The following is a 19,039-nucleotide window of genomic DNA, read 5'->3' on the forward strand; positions in this document are numbered from 1 at the left end:
ACACGGGGCCTTGCCGGATAAGCGTCGGCGGCGGTTTTCATCGCGCGTGCTTTCTTGACTGGGCAAGGCTGCGGGCCTACACTCGCACGCACTTCTGGTGCTCGCCCGCGCGCTCGTGCGCGGGCAGTTAAACGGGAAACAGGGGGCCCATCTGCTCTGGAGCGGGCTAACCTGTGCTGTCCCCGCAACGGTAAGCGAAAAGCGGTGCAGGCCTTACGGCCGTGCGCCGCGGAGCCGGCTTCGATGTCCACGCGCAAGGCCGCGTCGGCATATCACCACTGGGCGAGAAACCACTCGGCCGGGAAGGGGAAGCGGCGCTTTCGCCAGCCCGGATACCGGCCCGAAGATGCAGGACGTACGCCGCGGGGATGCGGCGGCGCGTTCATGACTTCACTTTGCTTTCTGTGTTTCCGGGCGTTTTTGCGCGTGTCGTGTCTCCGGGCGTTTTCCGTGCGCTTTCCATGTCGCGGACAACGCCGTTGCTGCTGGACCGACACGCGAACCGACCGGCGCACCCATGCAACGTCTACCGATGGACCTCACGATGCAAACTCAATTGCGCAAGATTCCCGTCACGATCGTCACGGGCTTTCTCGGCAGCGGCAAGACCACGCTGTTGCGGCACATTCTTCAGCATGCGGAGGGCAAGCGCATTGCGGTGATCGTCAACGAGTTCGGCGAACTCGGCATCGACGGCGAGATCCTGAAGGGCTGCGGTATCGGCTGCGATGAAAACGGCGTCGAAACCGAAGGGCAATTGTATGAACTGGCGAACGGATGCCTGTGCTGCACCGTGCAGGAAGAGTTTTTCCCGGTGATGGAAAAGCTCGCCGAGCGTCGCGGCGAGATCGATCACGTGCTGATCGAAACATCCGGCCTCGCATTGCCGAAGCCGCTGGTGCAGGCATTCAACTGGCCGCAGATCAGAAACGGCTTCACCGTCGACGCGGTGGTAACCGTGGTCGATGGACCGGCCACCGCCAGCGGCCAATTCGCCGACAATCCGCTCGAAGTCGATGCGCAGCGCAAGGCCGATCCGAATCTCGATCATGAATCGCCGTTGCATGAGCTGTTCGAAGACCAGTTATCCGCCGCGGATCTGGTGATTCTGAACAAGACCGACCTGCTCGACGATGCGCAGCAAAGCGCCGTGGAAACGTTGATCCGTGACGAGATTCCGCCGCAGGTCAAGATCGTGCGCGCGCATAGGGGTGAGCTGGATCTGCACACGCTGCTGGGTCTCGAAGCCGCGTCCGAGGAAACCATCCATCTGCGCCACGATCATCACGGTTCCGCCGACGATCCCGATCATCATCACGACGAGTTCGATTCGGTCGTCGTGCAAGCGAGCGTGCCGTCGCGCGAAGCCGCACTCGCCGCGTTGCAGACGCTGGTCGAAAACCACACGATCTACCGCGTCAAAGGTTTTGCGGCGTTGCCGGGCGCGGCGATGCGGCTCGTGATCCAGGGCGTGGGCCGCCGTTTCGACAGCTATTTCGACCGGCGCTGGCAGGCCGGCGAAGGCGGCGACGGCTATTCGAGCCGCTTCGTGCTGATCGGCGAAGACCTCGATCAGTCCACCTTGCAGCAGGCATTCGACGCGGCGCTCGGCGCGACGTCGAACGCTGCCGCGTAACGGGCGCGCGACCATGCATCTGTTGCGCACGACGCCGGGCGGCTTCGTCGACGATACGCAGGGCGTGATCCGTATCGATCAGCAGCCCGCCGATATCGTCGTGCTCAGTTCCGCGGATACCACACTGTCGCTGCTCGCGAGCGTCGTGCCGCGTCTCGGGGATGGTTTCCCGAGCGTGCGGCTCGCGAACGTCACGTATCTGCGGCAGCCGGCCTCGGTCGATTTCTATGTCGACGACGTGCTGCAGCATGCGCGCGTCGTGGTGGTCGATCATCTTGGCGGCGAAGCGTACTGGCCGTACGGCATCGAGCAGGTCGTCGCGCTCGCGCAGCGCAAGCAGCAAACGCTCGCGATGTTTTCCGGCGACTTGCAGGAAGATCCGAATCTGCTCGCGCGCAGCACCGCGAGCGCGGAGTTGTGCCAGCAGTTGTGGCGTTATCTGCGCGAGGGCGGCCCGCAAAATGCGGAGGCATTCCTGCGCTGCATCGCGTATCGCGCGCTCGACTGGGGACGCGAGCCGGAGCCGCCGCGCGCATTGCCCGCCGCGTCGCTATATCACCCCGAGCGCGATATGCCGACCATCGCTGACTGGCAGGCGCGCTGGCGGCAGGATGCGCCGGTGGTCGCGATTCTTTTCTACAAGGCCCATCTTCAGGCCGCCAATACCGCGGTGTTCGATGCGTTGATCGACGCACTCGATGCGCAAGGGCTCAATCCGCTGCCGCTCGCGATTACGTCGCTCAAAGATGCGATGAGCCGCGAAGTCGTGCAATCGCTGTGCGCGCAACATCAGGCGGCGTTGGTGCTCAATACGACCGCGTTCGCGGCGTCCGCGATCGATGACCCGGAACCGCTCGCGCTGGCCGGCGACGCGCCGGTGCTGCAGGTGATCCTGAGCGGCGGCAATCGCGAAGACTGGCTCAAGGACAACCACGGCCTCAATTCGCGCGACATCGCGATGCATATCGCGCTGCCGGAGGTGGATGGCCGCATCATCACGCGCGCGATCAGCTTCAAGGGGCTTGCGTATCGTTGTCCGCACACCGAGGTCGACGTGGTGCGCTATCAGCCGGACCTCGAACGTGTGCGTTTTCTCGCCGAGCTGAGCGGCCGCTGGTGCCGTCTGCGTTCGCTCGATAACGCGGACAAGAAACTCGCGCTGATCCTCGCGAACTATCCGATGAGCGAGGGTCGTATCGGCAATGGTGTCGGGCTCGATACACCGGCGTCGGTGGTCGGCATTCTGTCGATGCTGCGCGACGAAGGCTATCGCGTGGCCGAGTTGCCTGAAGACAGCGATGCGCTGCTGAAGAAGCTCACCGAGGGCGTGACCAACGACCCCGTCGTGCGCGATCTGCGGCCGGCGTTGCAAAGCCTCGCGCTCGACGACTATCTCGCTCATTTCAATGCATTGCCCGCGAGCGTGCGCGATGCGCTGAACGCGCGTTGGGGCCGTCCCGAGCAGGAACCGACGCTGCGACGCGGCCGCTTCATGATCGCGGGCTGGCGCTGCGGGCAGGTGTTCGTCGGGATTCAGCCTTCGCGTTCGCGCGAGCAGGGCGATTACGCGAGCTATCACGACGCGGAACTGGTGCCGCCGCATGCGTATCTGGCGTTTTACTTCTGGCTGCGTCACCAGTTCGGTATCGACGCGGTCGTGCACGTCGGCAAACACGGCAATCTCGAATGGCTGCCGGGCAAGAGCGTCGCGTTGAGCGACACATGCTGGCCCGATCTGATTCTGGGACCGCTGCCGCATCTGTATCCGTTCATCGTCAACGATCCGGGCGAGGGCAGCCAGGCCAAGCGGCGCGCGCAGGCGGTCATCATCGATCATCTGATGCCGCCGCTGACGCGCGCCGAAAACTATGGGCCGTTGCAGGACCTCGAATGCCAGGTCGACGAATATTACGAAGCGCTGATGGTCGATCCGCGTCGCGCGAAGTTGCTGCGTCGCACGATCCTCGCGACGATCGTCGAGCATCGCTTGCACGAGGAACTGAGCCTCGCGGCGCCGAACGGTCAGGACGACGAGGACGCGCTGCTCACGCGCGTCGATGCATGGCTGTGCGAGCTGAAGGAAGCGCAGATTCGCGATGGGCTGCATACGTTCGGGCAGTCGCCGCGCGGCGTGCAGCGGCGCGATACGCTGCTCGCGCTCGGCCGCTTTCCGATCGGCGACGGACAGGGCGGCAGAGCCGGTTTGACCGATGCGCTGGCGCGCGATCTGCGCCTCGACTATCTGTTCGATCCGTTGACCGTGGATTGGGCGGCGCCGTGGGATGGGCCGCGTCCCGACGTGCTACAGCAGGTGAGCGATGCGCCGTGGCGGCACTATGGCGATACGCGTGAGCGGCTGGAACTGCTCGCGGCGCGGCTGTTGGTCGGTGTGTGCGGTGAAGACATGGATGGTGTGGACAGCGTGCAAGCGTCGCCGGGGTGGGTCGATAATCTGCTGCAAGCAGAACAGGTGATCGCGCGTTTGCGTGACGACGTGTTGCCGCGTCTCGACGCCTGCGGTCCGCAGGAAATCACGCAACTGAAACGCGGTCTCGAAGGACGCTTCGTGCCACCGGGACCGAGTGGTTCGCCGTCGCGCGGACGGCCCGACGTGCTGCCTACCGGGCGCAACTTCTATTCGGTCGACACGCGCGCGGTGCCCACGCAAGCCGCGTGGGCACTCGGCTTGAAATCGGCGCAGCAACTGATCGAGCGGCATCTGCAGGAGCACGGCGACTATCCGCGTGCGATCGGCCTGTCGGTCTGGGGCACGGCGACAATGCGCACCGGCGGCGACGATATCGCGCAGGCGCTCGCGCTGCTCGGCGTGCGGCCGAAGTGGGCGCCGGGCAGCCATCGCGTGACGGATTTCGAAATCATGCCGATCGAAGTTTTCGATCGCCCGCGTATCGACGTCACGCTGCGCGTGTCCGGCTTCTTCCGCGATGCGTTCGCCAACGTGATGCATCTGTTCGATGCGGCGGTGCAGGCCGTCGCCGAACTCGACGAACCCGCCGATCTGAATCCGATCCGCGCGCGCGTGCTGCGCGAACGCGATGCGCTGATCGCGCGCGGGATGGACCCCGCCGAAGCGCGCAAGCGCGCCGGCTGGCGCGTGTTCAGCGCGCGGCCCGGCGCGTACGGCGCGGGTCTGCAGCAGATGATCGACTCGCGCCAATGGCAGACCGACGCCGATCTCGCGAACGCCTATCAAGCGTGGGGCGGCTACGCATACGCGCAGAAGAGCGCGGGCGAGGAAGCGCATCACGCGTTTGGCGCGCGTCTGGCCGCGATGGACGTGGTGCTGCAGAACCAGGACAACCGCGAGCACGACCTGCTCGATTCGAACGACTACTACCAGTTTCAGGGCGGCATGGTCGCGGCAGTGCGACATCTGGGCGGCGAGCAGCCACGCGTTTATCACGCCGATCACAGCAATCCGGCCGCGCCTCGCGTACGTACGCTGCAGGAGGAGATCGCGCGCGTGATCCGCTCGCGCGTGGTCAATCCGAAGTGGCTCGATGGTGTAAAGCGCCATGGCTACAAGGGCGCGGCCGAGATCGCGGCGACCGTCGATTATCTCTACGGCTACGACGCGACCGCGCGCGTGATCGCGGATCATCAATATGCGCTCGTCGCCGATGCTTATCTGAATGACGCCGATACCCGCGCGTTCATGCAGCGGCACAACGTGCACGCGCTGCATTCGATCTGCGAGCGCCTGCTCGAAGCGATGCAGCGCGGGCTGTGGCAGGAGCCGGGCGACTATCGCGCGCAGGTTGAGCAGCATCTGCTCGCGAGTGAACAGCAGATCGAAGGAACACGGACATGAATGGCGCGACGCGAGAAGCGGGCGATTTGAACGGCGGCGAAGCAGGCGTGCGCGCGAGTTCGGGCACGGCTTCGCGGCCGGTTTTTCCATTCGCCGCGCTAATCGGCCAGGCGCCGTTGCAGCAGGCGCTGCTGCTCGCCGCGATCGATCCGGGTCTCGGCGGCGTGCTGATCAGCGGGCCGCGCGGCACCGCGAAGTCGACCGCGGCGCGCGCGCTCGCCGAGTTGCTACCGGAAGGGCAACTGGTCAATCTGCCGCTCGGCGCCAGCGAGGATCGTCTGATCGGCACGCTCGATATCGAAACCGTGCTGCGCGACGGCTCGGTGCGCTTTTCGCCGGGGCTGCTCGCAAAGGCGCATCGCGGTGTGCTGTATGTCGACGAGGTCAATCTGCTACCCGACGCGCTCGTCGATGCGCTGCTCGACGCGGCGGCGAGCGGTGTCAATACCGTCGAACGCGATGGCGTTTCTCATAGTCATGACGCGAGCTTCGTGCTGATCGGCACGATGAATCCCGAGGAGGGAGAGTTGCGGCCGCAACTGATCGACCGCTTCGGGCTGATGGTCGAGTTGGAGAATGCGTTCGAGCCGCGCACGCGCGAGGCGATCGTCAAGGCCCGGCTCGCGTTCGATCATGATCCGGTTGGCTTTCGCGCGGCCTATGTTCAACAACAGACTGCTTACGCGCAGCGGATTCGCGCGGCACGCGCGACGCTCCCACAACTGGCATTCGACGATGCCGTGCATGCGCACGTTAGCGCGCTGTGCATCGCCGCCGCTGTCGATGGACTGCGCGCCGATCTGGTGATGCTGCGCGCGGCGCGTGCGCTGGCTGCGCTCGAACAGGCCTCCGAGGTGACGACGCGACATGTGGATCGTGTGGCGGAGTCGGTGCTGATTCATCGGCGACGGCAGCGTGATCCGCAAGCTTCGTCTTCGGGGCAGTCCGAGAGTGCGGCGCCGCCGTCGCAGCAAGGCGCTGGCAATGAAGCGCCTCAGGCGTCCGCGTCGCCACCATCTTCTACCGACACCGATTGGGGCTACCTGCCGCCTGAGCCGACTGCGACGGTGCAGGTCAAAAGCGTCATCCCGCTCGGCGCAAAAAAACGCTGAGCCATCGGAAGGGTGCCGCCGCTGACTCGCACAGCGGTTTTCGATGGCGACAAGGCATGCACGCAAGTTCGCAAGGCGCTTTGCGCGGCGAGCGAGGCACACGCATTGCCTGGCCACCGACGCTCGCCGCGATGCGCGAGCGCGGGCTACGTCGCGAGCATCTGCGCTTCGTGCGCGAGACACCGCGTGGCGGCGTGCTGCATTGCTTCGTGCTCGATTGTTCGGGATCGATGCTCGCGGGGCAGCGTCTTGCGCTGGCGAAAGGCTTGCTCATTGCACTGTTCGACCATGCCAGCGCGCAACGCGCCGAGGCCGCGCTGATCTGTTTCGGCGGTGCGGGCGCGGACCTGCGCTTCGGTCCGGCCGTGCCGCGTTGGTGGAACGAACGCTGGCTGCAGCCGGTGGGCGGCGGCGGAGGCTCGCCGCTTGAGTCAGGGGTGCGGCGCGCGGCGGAATTGCTCGGGCGCAGCGCGCGCCGGCGTCCGGCGCAACAACGCTGGCTGTGGATTCTGACCGATGGCCGCACGCGTGATATACCGGCACGCCCGCTCGATGCCGATGAAGTGGTGGTTGTCGATTTCGAACGCGGTGCGCTGCGGCTTGGGCGCTGCGAGGCGCTCGCCGACGCGTGGGGCGCGCGGTGTGTGGCGCCGGAAGAATTGATCGGCTGACCGTTGTGCGGCGACGCCGCGCGTCCACTTCGATGCGGGCGCGAGGCGTGCCGCCGTGCCGCTTACTTGAAACCGTTCGACCAGTACAGCACGTCGTCGTGACGATCGAACACGAAGACTTTCATTGCCATCTGCTGCGCGGCGTCGAGCTGATCGAGCTCTAGTCCATGATTGGTCGGCTCGCCGGGCGCGCTGCCTTTCTGCACGTTGCGGATGATGGCAGTGGTCTCGATTTCCGTGTCGAGTTCCGCGGACCGCAGGCGAAACGCAATACGCAGGCGATCGCCGACGGCGCCGAGCGTCCACGATGCGCTCAACGACATGCCGAGCGCGCTGACGCCCTTCGCGAGTCCCAGACCTTCATAGGCCTCACCCGTTTCGCCGATGCCGAACCGCACCGGCAGATGCGCATGCACGCGAATCGATTTGCGCTCGCGCAGGCGGCGAATGACGCCGGGCTTCGACAGCACGATGTAGTCGAATGGCTGGCGGCAGACCGCCTCGATCGTGCAGACGAAGCGGAACACGGCCTGGCTGGCGATCGCGACGAGTTCGACGTTTTCGCCGGGCGTGAGTGGCATCGGCCGGCCGTCTTGCAACGGCGGCGTGACGAAGATCGAATGATTCGGCGCGAAGCCGATGATGCGGCACGGGTGCATCGGCGAGCCGCTGCCGACCAGCGAGCGCATGCCGATCAATGCACCGATCTCCAGATGCATATCCTTGACCGTCAACTCGACGGGGGATTCGGCGTGCGGCGCGGGCTTCGGCGGCTGCTCCGCGTTCAGATCCAGCAGATCGCCACGTTGCGGAGAAAAGTGAGTGAACAGGAACGTGCGCTCGTCCGTGGTCGCGAGGATCGTACCGCTCGCGAAGAGCAGCGTGCCGTCGGCATCGACGATCGACCAGGGAAGCGGCGTGCCGACTGGCACGGCATCCAGGACGAGCGACGACGATGAGGAAGGGGCGTTGTTTGCGTCGATGTGTTCCTCGACAGGTTGGTCCATGGTCGGTGGCTAGTTTGGGTTGCGAGATTATCGGATGACGGCGACGGACGGTAGAAGTTTTAATTGAATCTTATAGGGAGAGCGCGTCGCTGCGGCATGGCGTGAAGGCATTTGTATTCACACTGAATTGAACTCGTTAGGACGAGATAATCAGGTTGGTTTTGTTCGGATTTTTTTGCGTTCTCAATCAGTGTATTCGTGTTGGTGATCTTTAGAAATGCCGCGTTGTAGCGGACGTTGCTGTCGCAAGAAAAATTCGCGGCGGGGGGTTGACGCGATGTCACCCGCTCTCCATAATCTCGCTTCTCTGCTGCAGACGCAGCGACGTGAAACGAAGCGGTGCCGGAGGTTGCGGTGCTGTGATTCACGAACGATCTTTAAAAACTAACAGCCGATAAGTGTGGGCGCTTGATGCGGAATGCGCAGCCGGTTCTTCGGAGCCGGTATGGCAAAAGTATCAGAAGCCTCACACAGTAATTGAAGGAAGGTTTGCCTGTTGAAAGACAGGCTGATCATCGTCAGTACGTTGAGTGAGCGACCGGGTTCGAGAGAACCCGAAAACAGTAACAGGTTTGAACTGAAGAGTTTGATCCTGGCTCAGATTGAACGCTGGCGGCATGCCTTACACATGCAAGTCGGACGGCAGCACGGGGGCAACCCTGGTGGCGAGTGGCGAACGGGTGAGTAATACATCGGAACGTGTCCTGGAGTGGGGGATAGCCCGGCGAAAGCCGGATTAATACCGCATACGCTCTGTGGAGGAAAGCGGGGGATCTTCGGACCTCGCGCTCAAGGGGCGGCCGATGGCAGATTAGGTAGTTGGTGGGGTAAAGGCCTACCAAGCCGACGATCTGTAGCTGGTCTGAGAGGACGACCAGCCACACTGGGACTGAGACACGGCCCAGACTCCTACGGGAGGCAGCAGTGGGGAATTTTGGACAATGGGGGCAACCCTGATCCAGCAATGCCGCGTGTGTGAAGAAGGCCTTCGGGTTGTAAAGCACTTTTGTCCGGAAAGAAAACTTCGGGGTTAATACCTCTGGAGGATGACGGTACCGGAAGAATAAGCACCGGCTAACTACGTGCCAGCAGCCGCGGTAATACGTAGGGTGCGAGCGTTAATCGGAATTACTGGGCGTAAAGCGTGCGCAGGCGGTTCGTTAAGACAGATGTGAAATCCCCGGGCTTAACCTGGGAACTGCATTTGTGACTGGCGGGCTTGAGTATGGCAGAGGGGGGTAGAATTCCACGTGTAGCAGTGAAATGCGTAGAGATGTGGAGGAATACCGATGGCGAAGGCAGCCCCCTGGGCCAATACTGACGCTCATGCACGAAAGCGTGGGGAGCAAACAGGATTAGATACCCTGGTAGTCCACGCCCTAAACGATGTCAACTGGTTGTCGGGCCTTCATTGGCTTGGTAACGTAGCTAACGCGTGAAGTTGACCGCCTGGGGAGTACGGTCGCAAGATTAAAACTCAAAGGAATTGACGGGGACCCGCACAAGCGGTGGATGATGTGGATTAATTCGATGCAACGCGAAAAACCTTACCTACCCTTGACATGTACGGAAGTCCGCTGAGAGGTGGATGTGCCCGAAAGGGAGCCGTAACACAGGTGCTGCATGGCTGTCGTCAGCTCGTGTCGTGAGATGTTGGGTTAAGTCCCGCAACGAGCGCAACCCTTGTCCCTAGTTGCTACGCAAGAGCACTCCAGGGAGACTGCCGGTGACAAACCGGAGGAAGGTGGGGATGACGTCAAGTCCTCATGGCCCTTATGGGTAGGGCTTCACACGTCATACAATGGTCGGAACAGAGGGTTGCCAAGCCGCGAGGTGGAGCCAATCCCAGAAAACCGATCGTAGTCCGGATCGCACTCTGCAACTCGAGTGCGTGAAGCTGGAATCGCTAGTAATCGCGGATCAGCATGCCGCGGTGAATACGTTCCCGGGTCTTGTACACACCGCCCGTCACACCATGGGAGTGGGTTTTACCAGAAGTGGCTAGTCTAACCGCAAGGAGGACGGTCACCACGGTAGGATTCATGACTGGGGTGAAGTCGTAACAAGGTAGCCGTATCGGAAGGTGCGGCTGGATCACCTCCTTTCCAGAGCCCGCGTGTTCTGACATCGAAGCGCTCACGCTTATCGGCTGTAGTTAGAAGAAGATCAGACAGACTCAGGGGTCTGTAGCTCAGTCGGTTAGAGCACCGTCTTGATAAGGCGGGGGTCGATGGTTCGAATCCATCCAGACCCACCAGTGCCTGTCTGTGGTGCTGGCTGAAGACCCGCTGGGGCTGAACGGATGAGGTATCTGTCTGTTGCATGACTGGGGGATTAGCTCAGCTGGGAGAGCACCTGCTTTGCAAGCAGGGGGTCGTCGGTTCGATCCCGTCATCCTCCACCAATCCTCAATGCCAAGGGTTCAGCATGAAGCGATGCTGAGTACTTCGCATTGGCGATTGAGCCAGTCAGAGCGATATGAGGCAACTCATAATCGGCTGTCGTTCTTTAACAATCAGGAAGAAGTAGTAAAGAGATTCACGAAAGCGTACTTAGAGATGGGTGCGTGAGTAGGTGAATCAGGGTTGTGATTGTATCGATGTATTTTTAAGTGATCGAAAGATCGCTTTGGAATACGGCGCAACACGAATACTCAACCTGTAGCGAGTGCGTCTCGAGATGAGACATACCCGTTATAGGGTCAAGCGAACAAGTGCATGTGGTGGATGCCTTGGCGATCACAGGCGATGAAGGACGCGGTAGCCTGCGAAAAGCTCCGGGGAGCTGGCAAACGAGCATTGATCCGGAGATGTCCGAATGGGGAAACCCACCTCTTATGAGGTATCCGTAGCTGAATACATAGGCTACGTGAAGCGAACGCGGTGAACTGAAACATCTAAGTAACCGCAGGAAAAGAAATCAACCGAGATTCCCAAAGTAGTGGCGAGCGAAATGGGATCAGCCTGTACTCTTTATTCTCATTGTTAGTCGAACGCTCTGGAAAGTGCGGCCATAGCAGGTGATAGCCCTGTAGACGAAAACAGCGGGAAAGAACTGGGTGTACGACAAGTAGGGCGGGACACGTGAAATCCTGTCTGAAGATGGGGGGACCATCCTCCAAGGCTAAATACTCGTGATCGACCGATAGTGAACCAGTACCGTGAGGGAAAGGCGAAAAGAACCCCGGGAGGGGAGTGAAACAGATCCTGAAACCGCATGCATACAAACAGTCGGAGCCTCGCAAGGGGTGACGGCGTACCTTTTGTATAATGGGTCAGCGACTTACATTCAGTGGCAAGCTTAACCGATTAGGGCAGGCGTAGCGAAAGCGAGTCCGAACAGGGCGTCCAGTCGCTGGGTGTAGACCCGAAACCAGGTGATCTATCCATGGCCAGGTTGAAGGCACGGTAACACGTGCTGGAGGACCGAACCCACTAACGTTGAAAAGTTAGGGGATGAGCTGTGGATAGGGGTGAAAGGCTAAACAAACCTGGAAATAGCTGGTTCTCTCCGAAAACTATTTAGGTAGTGCCTCGTGTATCACCTTCGGGGGTAGAGCACTGTCATGGTTGTGGGGTCCATTGCGGATTACTACGCCATAGCAAACTCCGAATACCGAAGAGTGCAATCACGGGAGACAGACATCGGGTGCTAACGTCCGGTGTCAAGAGGGAAACAACCCAGACCGCCAGCTAAGGTCCCCAAATATGACTAAGTGGGAAACGAAGTGGGAAGGCTAAAACAGTCAGGAGGTTGGCTTAGAAGCAGCCATCCTTTAAAGAAAGCGTAATAGCTCACTGATCGAGTCGTCCTGCGCGGAAGATGTAACGGGGCTAAGTCATATACCGAAGCTGCGGATGCATATTTATATGCATGGTAGGAGAGCGTTCCGTAAGCCTGCGAAGGTGCACTGGAAAGTGTGCTGGAGGTATCGGAAGTGCGAATGCTGACATGAGTAGCGATAAAGGGGGTGAAAGGCCCCCTCGCCGTAAGCCCAAGGTTTCCTACGCAACGTTCATCGGCGTAGGGTGAGTCGGCCCCTAAGGCGAGGCAGAAATGCGTAGCTGATGGGAAGCAGATTAATATTTCTGCACCATTGTGAAATGCGATGGGGGGACGGATCGCGGAAGGTTGTCCGGGTGTTGGAAGTCCCGGTCGCTGCATTGGAGAAGGCGCTTTGGCAAATCCGGGCGCAGGATTCAAGGGTGTGGCGCGAGCGACTTAGGTCGCGAAGCAACTGGAAGGGGTTCCAGGAAAAGCCTCTAAGCTTCAGTTTCACAGTGACCGTACCGCAAACCGACACAGGTGGGCGAGATGAGTATTCTAAGGCGCTTGAGAGAACTCGGGAGAAGGAACTCGGCAAATTGGTACCGTAACTTCGGGATAAGGTACGCCCTTGTAGCTTGACTGGCCTGCGCCAGAAGGGTGAAAGGGTTGCAATAAACTGGTGGCTGCGACTGTTTAATAAAAACACAGCACTCTGCAAACACGAAAGTGGACGTATAGGGTGTGACGCCTGCCCGGTGCCGGAAGATTAAATGATGGGGTGCAAGCTCCTGATTGAAGTCCCGGTAAACGGCGGCCGTAACTATAACGGTCCTAAGGTAGCGAAATTCCTTGTCGGGTAAGTTCCGACCTGCACGAATGGCGTAACGATGGCCACACTGTCTCCTCCCGAGACTCAGCGAAGTTGAAGTGTTTGTGATGATGCAATCTCCCCGCGGCTAGACGGAAAGACCCCATGAACCTTTACTGTAGCTTTGCATTGGACTTTGAACCGGTCTGTGTAGGATAGGTGGGAGGCTTTGAAGCTGGGACGCTAGTCTCAGTGGAGCCGTCCTTGAAATACCACCCTGATCTGTTTGAGGTTCTAACCTTGGTCCGTAATCCGGATCGGGGACAGTGCATGGTAGGCAGTTTGACTGGGGCGGTCTCCTCCCAAAGTGTAACGGAGGAGTACGAAGGTACGCTAGGTACGGTCGGAAATCGTGCTGATAGTGCAATGGCATAAGCGTGCTTGACTGTGAGACTGACAAGTCGAACAGGTGCGAAAGCAGGTCATAGTGATCCGGTGGTTCTGTATGGAAGGGCCATCGCTCAACGGATAAAAGGTACTCTGGGGATAACAGGCTGATACCGCCCAAGAGTTCATATCGACGGCGGTGTTTGGCACCTCGATGTCGGCTCATCTCATCCTGGGGCTGTAGCCGGTCCCAAGGGTATGGCTGTTCGCCATTTAAAGAGGTACGTGAGCTGGGTTTAAAACGTCGTGAGACAGTTTGGTCCCTATCTGCCGTGGGCGCTGGATATTTGAAGGGACCTGCTCCTAGTACGAGAGGACCGGAGTGGACGAACCTCTGGTGTACCGGTTGTCACGCCAGTGGCATCGCCGGGTAGCTATGTTCGGAAGAGATAACCGCTGAAAGCATCTAAGCGGGAAACTCGCCTTGAGATGAGATATCCCCGGGGCTTTAAGCCCCTTGAAGGGTCGTTCAAGACCAGGACGTTGATAGGTCAGGTGTGCACGTACAGTAATGTACTGAGCTAACTGATACTAATTGCCCGTAAGGCTTGATCCTATAACAGGTGTGTCTCGACAACCGTTAGTGCTTCAGCACTTACGGATGTCCGATCCCCGAAGGGGATACGAACCTCCACAGGAGGTGACAGGACGCACGGTTGAGATCAGTGTTGTGCCAGAACCAACACAACCCCCCAACACGATTCACACACGAATCCTTTACGCTTCTTCCCGATTGGCTGTGGCGCTCACCGGTTGACTCCAACCCCCAGCGACGCAGCAACCCGTCATGCCTGATGACCATAGCGAGTCGGTCCCACCCCTTCCCATCCCGAACAGGACCGTGAAACGACTCCACGCCGATGATAGTGCGGATTGCCCGTGTGAAAGTAGGTAATCGTCAGGCTCCCCTCAAGACAGAAACCCCACCCAATGCGGTGGGGTTTCTGCGTTTACGGGCCACTACTCAGTTCCTCCCTTCATCTCTTCCCGTGCGCAGCGCGTCCGCATATCCCGTCAGCTCCAGATAGGCTCGGCCGACGTCCGCACCCGCACGGCTTACCCGCGCCGCGCCTTCCCAATACACCGCGCCGGTCGATTGCCGTGAATCGAGTTCCTGGTCATCCATCAGTGGTTCGACTTGCCACGTCACAGTCCCTGTCCTGACCGTCATCGAAACCGGATAGGATGCACCTGTGCGAGGTGAGCGCCACGTGCGAACCGGCGTGAATTCCACCTGATCGCGGTCGAAATTCGTCACCTGTCCATCGGCATTGCGTAGCGTCGCGTGTGCCCATACTGCCTGGCCATCGCTGCGACGTACCTTGAATGCCATTAGCGCCGAGCCGTCCTTCAAATTAGCGCCGAGCCAGTCCCATCCGACAGCGTCAGCATCGAGCAACGTGCTCGACCATTCGTGATCCAGCCACGCGATACCCGTTACGGCAGCAGTGCGCTGCGCCGTGCGTTCGGCCGTCGCCGGCCGCACCACGGTACCCGTGACGCGCAGTTGCGGTTCGCTGTAGTAATAGCTCGCCTGTTCTGGTCGCGGCCCTTTGCGTGAATAGCCGCGCTCGCCCTGGAGCAACGGCGCTTGTGTCGGCGTCAACGTGAGATGTAGCGAGAACCCGGCAGCGTCGACAGTAACGTCATAGTGTCCATCCGCGTTACGAATCATTTTCCACGCGTCGAGTTTGACATTGGTATTGGCCAGCTTCGCATACGCGAGTCCGAAGCCTTCGCGGGCGATGCGCTGGTCGTGAACGAGATGTCCGACTGTCGGATCGCTCAACGCGGCGTGCGCGATGATCAACTGCGAAGGCGCGAAAGCGCTCGGGTCGGCGGCATCGTGACCCGTCGCTGAGCGAAAAAACGTAATCTGAAATCCGAGAGGCTGCTTATCCGGTGTATTGAGCCAGCCTGTCGCGTACCACCACTCGGTACGAAAAGCGGGGTGCGCACCGCTGTCTTGCGACAGCGCGATTGGATGATCCGGGGTGACAGCTGAGAACGAGGCCGGCACGGCAGCCGGCAAATCGACGCCCGCGGCAAACGCCGGCGACACCGTGGTCATACCGATACATAGCCAGCCTCGCAAGCGAAGAAAAAGAGAGCAGGGGTATCGTCGCCTCACGTTACATCGGCCAGTAATAACGGTCGATATCCGGAACACCGTTGCATACGCACAAATCATCGCGCGCATAACAGCTGGCCGCATCGATACACCCCACATGCGTGCGATCCGCGTTGCCCATCCACGCAACGCGGCGCAACGCTCACGAATGGACTCTGCGCTCATCGCCCGCTCCACATCGAGCGCTGATTCCGCTCACACCGCACGGCCTGCATCACCAGTCCTCCTTCACCGCGCGCAGCGCATCCACGGAAACCGCGCCGCGGCCGGCGACTACCGCTGTCGAACACGACAGAATCAGCATCACCAGCGCGACGGTGTTCAATATCGTCCACGGTACGTGCAGCGACATGCTCCAATGAAACGACTGCGGATTGACGACGAACACGAGAATCAGGCTAATCGCAAAGCCGAGAGCGAAACCGAATGCAATGCCGCAAGCCGTAAGCAGCCCACCTTCGGACGCGAAGATGCCGAGGATCTGCGCACGCGTCGCGCCGACGTGCCGCAGCATCCCGAACTCGCGGGCTCGCGCGAGCGTCTGCGCGGAAAACGTTGCAGCGACACCGAACAGTCCGATCACGATCGCGACCGCCTCGAGCAGATAAGTGACCGCGAAGCTGCGATCGAAGATCATCAGCGTGCGCGCACGGATCTCACCGGGTTGCGACATCTGCAGCGCTGCACCGAAGGGCAGTGTCCGCAATTCGTCGATCACGTGTTCGACACTGACACCTCGCTCGACGCTCACCGCGACATCGGTCGCATTGGTGTCGCCGCTCAGACGTCGGTAGTCGGCAAGCCGCATCTGAATCGCGCCGCTCTGTCGTGCGTAATCGCGCCATACGCCGGCGACGACGAAAACCTGGCCGGCCTCGCCAAGCGGCAGATGCACGCGCTGCCCCGCCTTGTACCCGTATATATCGACCATCGCCTCGGACACCCACACGGGTATTTCTTCAGCGCGAAACGCGGACGGCGCCAGCACTGTGCCGGTCATTTGCAGAGTCGCGCCTGGATCGGCCGCGTCGATGTCGCGCGCGAGCACTGCGACGTCCGGCCGAGCGGGATCGAGCGTCAGATGTGTGCTCCGTGCAAACGCGGCGCGCCTGATACCGGGGAGCGCCGCAATCCGCGCCTGTTCGTCCGGCCGCAGGCCGCCCGCGTCGCCGCTATTGCCAGCCGATGTCGCGCGCACGTACAGATCGGCGGACAGCAGATGCATGAGCCAGTCGTCGACCGACACGCGGAAGCTGGCCACCATGATTGCCATCGCAACGATGAGCGCGAAGCTCGACAGCACGCCTCCCATCGCAATCGATGCCTGGCCCGGCGCGTTCGCGAGACGTGCGAGCGCGAGCGTACCGGTCACGCCCGGATGCCGTCGCATCGCGCAGACGCGGCTCGCGATGCCGAAGATGAACGCCGTCACGCGCGGCATCAGCGCGATGCCGCCGACGAGCAACAACGCAACGGCGAGATAGCCGGCAATCGGTGCATCGAACCACGGCGGCAAGCGCGTGAGAACGGCAGCGGCCAGCAGGCAACCCAACGCGGGCCATGGCGTCGCGAGCCGCGCCAACGCGCCTTCCTCGGCCCCCGCCTTGAGCGCCACCGCCGGCCGCGCGCGCGCCGCATCGAGCGCGGGCGCCATGCTGCCCAGCACCGCTACCGCAACACCGAGCACCAGAAACACCGCGCTTGCCAGTGGCTGGAAATTCGCACGCGGCTGCACGCCTGGAAAATAGCCGCCGCCCAGATCGCTGCCAAACAGATGCAACACAGCGCTCGCCATCGCATAGCCGAGCGCAAGACCGCATAACGAACCGATCAGTCCGAGCAACGCGCCTTCGACGAGGATCTGTCGCATCAACTGAGTCCGAGTGAGACCGAGCACGCGCAGCATCGCGAACTGCGCGCGCCGTCGCACGACGCCGAGCGCCTGTGTCGAGAACACGAGGAATGCGCCGGTGAAAAGCGCCACCAGTGCGAGCACGTTCATATTGATTCGATACGCGCGCGAAAGGCGATCGGTGCGGCTGTCGGTGTCGCGCGCCTCGGCGATGACCCACATGTTGCCCAGCCGCGCCTGCAGATCGTGCTTGAAGCGTTGCCGGTCGACCCCGCGCTCGAGTCGGACGTCGACACGTGACAGCTTGCCCACCTTGCCGAACCTCCACTGCGCGGCGGCGATATCCATGACAGCGAGCCGCTGACCCGGCCGCGTTCGCACGAGCCCGCCCGCAACGCGCAGACGCACGCTCGACGTGCCATTGAGAAACGTCACGTGGTCGCCGGTCTTGACGTTCAACCATTGCTGCGCGGCGGCCGACAGAAACACCGCATCGGACGCGAGCGTATCGAGTTGCCGGTCCGGCGCCGGCACGCCGATCAGATCAGGGGTGATCCGGCTGGCCTGAAATACATCGATACCGAGCATCGGCAACGCACTATTGCGCTCCCGGACAGCGACATCGAATGCGAGCACCGGGCTCGCGAGTGACACGCCGGGCTCGTTCGCCAGACGCGGATAGATGGCCTCGTCGACGAAAGGCTGCGCGCCGCGCACCTGCAGATCGGCTTCGCCGGACAGGCTGCGCGTGGCCGCGGAGAATTCATTGAAGGCCGCGCCGTTGATCAGTTGCACCGCGTAGCCAAGCGCGACACCGAGCGCGATCGTTGCAATGGCGACCAGCGCCCGCCCGCGATGACTGCGCCATTCCGCGCCCAGCAGCCAGCGCGCGAGAACGCGATGTCCGGGCGCGCGCGCGTGGGGACGAGGGTCAGTGCGCATCGTCATTCGAGCGTGGGGAGGAGGCTCGCGCAGGTGGGTCGACACAGCGCGAAGCATTCGCTGCATCCGCAACTTTCTCCGCCTTCGCGGCTGCAGCATGCAGCCCGCCATCACTCAGGATCAGCACGCGATCGGCCACGGCGGCCGCGGCTTCGGAATGCGTGACCATGATCGTCGCCGCGCCAGTCGCCTTGCTTTGCGCGCGAAACAGGCCGAGCACATCATGCGCGGTCGCGGGGTCGAGGTTGCCGGTCGGTTCGTCGGCGAGAATCAGCGTCGGCCGATGCACGAGCGCACGCGCGATCGCGACGCGTTGCAGTTCACCGCCGGAGAGATCGCGCGGAAAGTCGCCGCCGCGCCCATCCAGTCCGACCGCCGCGAGCATGTCGAGCGCGCCGGCGGGCGGCAGATCGTTGAGCAGCAGCGGCAGCGCGACGTTCTGCACGAGCGTCAGATGCGGCAGCACGTGAAACGCCTGAAAGACGAAGCCGAGCTTTTGCCGCCGCAAGCGGGTTGCCGCCTTGTCGTCGAGTTGTTCGATCGCACGACCGTCGAGCATCACGCTACCGCTATCCGCGCGATCGAGCCCGGCGATCAGGTTGAGCAGCGTCGACTTGCCGACGCCCGAGTCGCCCATGATCGCGACGAACTCACCCGCCGCGAGCGTGAAATCGAGCTGCGCGAGCACGATGCGGCCGGCGCCATACCGTTTGCTCAGTCCGCGGCATTCGAGAGCGGGAACGACGGCATCGTGACGAAGCGCCATGCGGGAAGATCCGGAAAAATAGATGGGCGGCAACGGCGCCGTCGATGAAATCAGTGTGCCTTGCCGC

Annotated in this window: 8 protein-coding genes, 2 tRNA genes, 3 rRNA genes and 1 riboswitch; of the genes, 9 read left to right on the top strand and 4 right to left on the bottom strand. The window is 61.6% G+C overall.

What is annotated here, in order from left to right; genetic code table 11:
• The first annotated feature begins 79 nt into the window (after positions 1-79).
• Positions 80-358, top strand: a riboswitch (cobalamin riboswitch).
• Between the two features lie 186 nt (positions 359-544).
• The 4 genes from cobW to L0U82_RS24840 are packed head-to-tail and all read left to right on the top strand — an operon-like array spanning position 545 to position 7,251.
• Complete coding sequence (cobW, locus tag L0U82_RS24825; RefSeq protein ID WP_326489777.1) at positions 545-1,636, top strand: cobalamin biosynthesis protein CobW; 1,092 nt, start codon at positions 545-547, stop codon at positions 1,634-1,636.
• 13 nt (positions 1,637-1,649) lie between these two features.
• The gene (gene cobN / locus L0U82_RS24830) at positions 1,650-5,468 is read left to right on the top strand and encodes a cobaltochelatase subunit CobN (protein WP_233835375.1); all 3,819 of its coding nucleotides are present in this window, start codon (positions 1,650-1,652) and stop codon (positions 5,466-5,468) included.
• Positions 5,465-6,580 carry an ATP-binding protein gene (locus L0U82_RS24835; RefSeq protein ID WP_233835376.1) on the top strand — a complete coding sequence of 372 codons (1,116 nt, stop codon included), beginning with the start codon at positions 5,465-5,467 and terminating at the stop codon, positions 6,578-6,580. Before cobN ends, L0U82_RS24835 begins: the two co-directional genes overlap by 4 nt.
• 56 nt (positions 6,581-6,636) lie before the next feature.
• Positions 6,637-7,251, top strand: a complete 615-nt coding sequence (locus tag L0U82_RS24840; RefSeq protein WP_233835377.1) for a vWA domain-containing protein — start codon at positions 6,637-6,639, stop codon at positions 7,249-7,251.
• 62 nt (positions 7,252-7,313) lie between these two features.
• Here the strand turns inward: L0U82_RS24840 and L0U82_RS24845 are convergent, their stop codons facing one another.
• Entirely contained in the window at positions 7,314-8,258 is a 945-nt protein-coding gene (locus L0U82_RS24845) for a flagellar brake protein (protein ID WP_233835378.1), read from the bottom strand.
• A gap of 574 nt (positions 8,259-8,832) precedes the next feature.
• Here L0U82_RS24845 and L0U82_RS24850 point away from each other — a divergent pair.
• The 5 genes from L0U82_RS24850 to rrf all read left to right on the top strand — a co-directional run bounded on the left by L0U82_RS24850 (position 8,833) and on the right by rrf (position 14,185).
• Positions 8,833-10,363 (top strand): 16S ribosomal RNA (locus L0U82_RS24850).
• A 75-nt stretch (positions 10,364-10,438) separates the two neighbouring features.
• Positions 10,439-10,515 (top strand) — tRNA-Ile (locus tag L0U82_RS24855).
• A gap of 71 nt (positions 10,516-10,586) precedes the next feature.
• Positions 10,587-10,662 (top strand) — tRNA-Ala (locus L0U82_RS24860).
• Positions 10,663-10,957: 295 nt separating this feature from the next.
• Positions 10,958-13,837 (top strand): 23S ribosomal RNA (locus L0U82_RS24865).
• 234 nt (positions 13,838-14,071) lie between these two features.
• Positions 14,072-14,185, top strand: a 5S ribosomal RNA gene (gene rrf / locus L0U82_RS24870).
• Together the 16S, 23S and 5S rRNA genes with 2 tRNA genes alongside form the textbook arrangement of a ribosomal RNA operon.
• Positions 14,186-14,245: 60 nt before the next feature.
• Here rrf and L0U82_RS24875 read toward each other — a convergent pair.
• The 3 genes from L0U82_RS24875 to L0U82_RS24885 form a co-directional block, all read right to left on the bottom strand.
• Positions 14,246-15,352 (bottom strand): lipocalin-like domain-containing protein, encoded by a 1,107-nt coding sequence (locus tag L0U82_RS24875; protein WP_233835379.1) that lies wholly within the window; start codon positions 15,350-15,352, stop codon positions 14,246-14,248.
• Between the two features lie 274 nt (positions 15,353-15,626).
• Positions 15,627-18,206, bottom strand: coding sequence for an FtsX-like permease family protein (locus L0U82_RS24880; protein ID WP_233835380.1), 2,580 nt, complete (start codon positions 18,204-18,206; stop codon positions 15,627-15,629).
• Positions 18,196-18,972, bottom strand: coding sequence for an ABC transporter ATP-binding protein (locus L0U82_RS24885; protein WP_233835381.1), 777 nt, complete (start codon positions 18,970-18,972; stop codon positions 18,196-18,198). The genes L0U82_RS24880 and L0U82_RS24885 overlap by 11 nt, the downstream gene beginning before the upstream one ends.
• Between the last annotated feature and the right edge of the window lie 67 nt (positions 18,973-19,039).

Origin of the sequence: Paraburkholderia sp. ZP32-5, from assembly GCF_021390495.1 — a bacterium.
GTDB lineage: Bacteria > Pseudomonadota > Gammaproteobacteria > Burkholderiales > Burkholderiaceae > Paraburkholderia.

Excerpts from the sequence above, each read along its gene's own strand:
- cobW (WP_326489777.1), top strand. The coding sequence starts at position 545 with ATGCAAACTCAATTGCGCAAGATTCCCGTCACGATCGTCACGGGCTTT.
- cobN (WP_233835375.1), top strand. The coding sequence starts at position 1,650 with ATGCATCTGTTGCGCACGACGCCGGGCGGCTTCGTCGACGATACGCAG.
- L0U82_RS24835 (WP_233835376.1), top strand. The coding sequence starts at position 5,465 with ATGAATGGCGCGACGCGAGAAGCGGGCGATTTGAACGGCGGCGAAGCA.
- L0U82_RS24840 (WP_233835377.1), top strand. The coding sequence starts at position 6,637 with ATGCACGCAAGTTCGCAAGGCGCTTTGCGCGGCGAGCGAGGCACACGC.
- L0U82_RS24845 (WP_233835378.1), bottom strand. The coding sequence starts at position 8,258 with ATGGACCAACCTGTCGAGGAACACATCGACGCAAACAACGCCCCTTCC.
- L0U82_RS24875 (WP_233835379.1), bottom strand. The coding sequence starts at position 15,352 with ATGACCACGGTGTCGCCGGCGTTTGCCGCGGGCGTCGATTTGCCGGCT.
- L0U82_RS24880 (WP_233835380.1), bottom strand. The coding sequence starts at position 18,206 with ATGCGCACTGACCCTCGTCCCCACGCGCGCGCGCCCGGACATCGCGTT.
- L0U82_RS24885 (WP_233835381.1), bottom strand. The coding sequence starts at position 18,972 with ATGGCGCTTCGTCACGATGCCGTCGTTCCCGCTCTCGAATGCCGCGGA.